The organism is Dietzia sp. CW19 (genome assembly GCF_014145265.1).
In the GTDB taxonomy this organism is placed as follows: Bacteria; Actinomycetota; Actinomycetes; order Mycobacteriales; family Mycobacteriaceae; genus Dietzia; species Dietzia natronolimnaea.
The window spans coordinates 1-2,070 of the sequence record NZ_JAALEE010000348.1; the positions used below are offsets into that span (position 1 = coordinate 1).

The 2,070-nt window shown below is 71.3% G+C and carries 2 protein-coding genes; one reads left to right on the forward strand and one right to left on the reverse strand.

The genetic code is table 11. From position 1 onward, the window contains the following. Positions 1–114: 114 nt before the first annotated feature. Entirely contained in the window at positions 115–1,314 is a 1,200-nt protein-coding gene (locus tag G6021_RS10755) for an acetyl-CoA C-acetyltransferase (RefSeq protein WP_182610573.1), read from the reverse strand. Positions 1,315–1,390: 76 nt separating this feature from the next. On the opposite strand from G6021_RS10755, the gene mce reads away from it, so the two are divergent. Continuing rightward, positions 1,391–1,861, forward strand: a complete 471-nt coding sequence (gene mce, locus G6021_RS10760; RefSeq protein WP_179525547.1) for a methylmalonyl-CoA epimerase — start codon at positions 1,391–1,393, stop codon at positions 1,859–1,861. Positions 1,862–2,070: the final 209 nt, after the last annotated feature.

Below are 2,070 nucleotides of genomic sequence, written 5' to 3' on the forward strand. Positions count from 1 at the left end.
ACAGATCGACGGCGCCGGCGAGGGACGCCGCGAGCTTCTGCTCGGAGGCGGACGGGGGTCGGTTACCTGGTCTCGTCACGCCTTCGATCCTGCCACGGCCGGTCCGATCGGGTGTCAGCTGGTCGCGGGCACGCGGATCAACAGCGCGTCACCCTGTCCGCCGCCGCCGCAGAGGGCCGCCGCCCCGAGGCCACCGCCGCGGCGGGCCAGCTCCAGTGCGAGGGTCAGGACGACGCGGTTGCCCGACACCCCGATCGGGTGCCCGATCGAGATGGCGCCACCGTTGACGTTGACCTTGTCGGGGCTCACGCCCAGGACCTTGGTCGAGTGCAGACCGACCGAGGCGAAGGCCTCGTTGAACTCGAACAGGTCGATGGAGTCGACCTCGACGTCCGAACGACGACAGGCGTCGAGGACCGCGTCGGCGGGCTGGTGCTGCAGGGTCGAGTCCGGGCCGGCGACGGTGCCGTAGCCGACGATCTCGGCCAGCACCGGCCACCCCTCGGCCTCCGCACGGGCGGCGGTGGTGACGATGACGGCGGAGGCGCCGTCGGAGATCTGGGAGGAGGATCCCGCGGTGATGGTCCCGTCCTTCGCGAACGCGGGCCTGAGCTTGCCCATCGACTCGGCGGTCGACTCGGCGCGAACACCCTCGTCGGTCTCCACGACCGTGTCGCCCTTGCGGCCCTTCACCGTCACGGGGACCACCTCGTCCGCGAACCGACCCTCGGCCCACGCGGCCGCGGCGCGCTGGTGGGAGACGGCCGCGAACTCGTCCTGGTGCTCGCGGGTGATCTCCAACTCGGCGTTGCGCGCTTCGGTGAGCGCGCCCATCGGCTGGTCGGTGGGCACGTCGTGCAGGCCGTCGTAGGCCATGTGGTCCAGGACCTCGATGGAACCGTACTTGTACCCGGCACGGCTCTTGGGCAGCAGGTGGGGCGCCTGGGACATCGACTCCTGGCCGCCCGCCACGACGACCTCGGAGTATCCGGCGCGGATCGCCTGGTCCGCCAGCGCGATGGCCGTCAGGCCGGACAGGCACATCTTGTTGATGCTCAGCGCGTCCACCCGCTGGGGGATACCGGCGGCCAGCGACGCCTGACGCGCGGGCATCTGCCCGTTCCCGGCGGACAGCACCTGACCCATGATCACCTGATCGACGGCCTCGGCGGGCACGCCGCCGCGCTCGAGAGCCCCGCGGATGGCGATCCCGCCCAGTTCGGGGGCGGACAGGGAGGACAGACCGCCCTGGAGACGGCCGAACGGGGTGCGGGCCCCGGAGACGATGACGGTGCGGGTGGAGTCGGCGGACATTGCGGACCTTCCATTCGAGGGGCTGTACGTGTACACGCCAAACTACCGTCTGCCGTCACCGACTACCGTGGTCCCCATGACCACTACCCCAGCCGGCCAGCCCCTGCTCCCCGCCGAACTCGTCGTGGCGATCGACCACGTCGGAGTGGCGGTTCCCGACTTCGACGCCGCCGTGTCCTGGTACCGGGACAACCTCGGGATGGAGAACCTCCACGAGGAGGTCAACGAGGAGCAGGGAGTACGCGAGGCCATGCTGGGGTCGCCCGGCCGACCGGACGGAAGCGCCCTCCTCCAGGTGCTCGCCCCCCTCGACGAGTCGTCGACGATCGCCAAGTACCTGGATCGCAACGGCCCGGGCATCCAGCAGATGGCGGTCCGGGTGACCGACATCGAGGCCATCACCGAGCACCTCACCGGACGCGGTGTGCGGGTGCTGTACCCGGAACCGAAGAGAGGCACGGCGGGTTCACGGATCAACTTCGTGCACCCCAAGGACGCCGGGGGCGTGCTCCTGGAACTGGTCGAGCCGGCCGCCGGGTCGCACTAGGGTCCGGGCGGGGCCTCCCCGCTAGGGTGGGGCCATGTCGAGCACACACATGCCCACCACGGGCGCCGACCCCTTCGCGGTGGTCCGCAAGGGCTTCGACCGCGAGCAGGTGACCTCCACCCTCACGCGCCTGGAGGCCGAGGTCGAGCTCCTCCGCGCCGACCGCGACGCCGCCGTCGAGCGGGCCGAACGGGCTGCCGCCGAGGCGG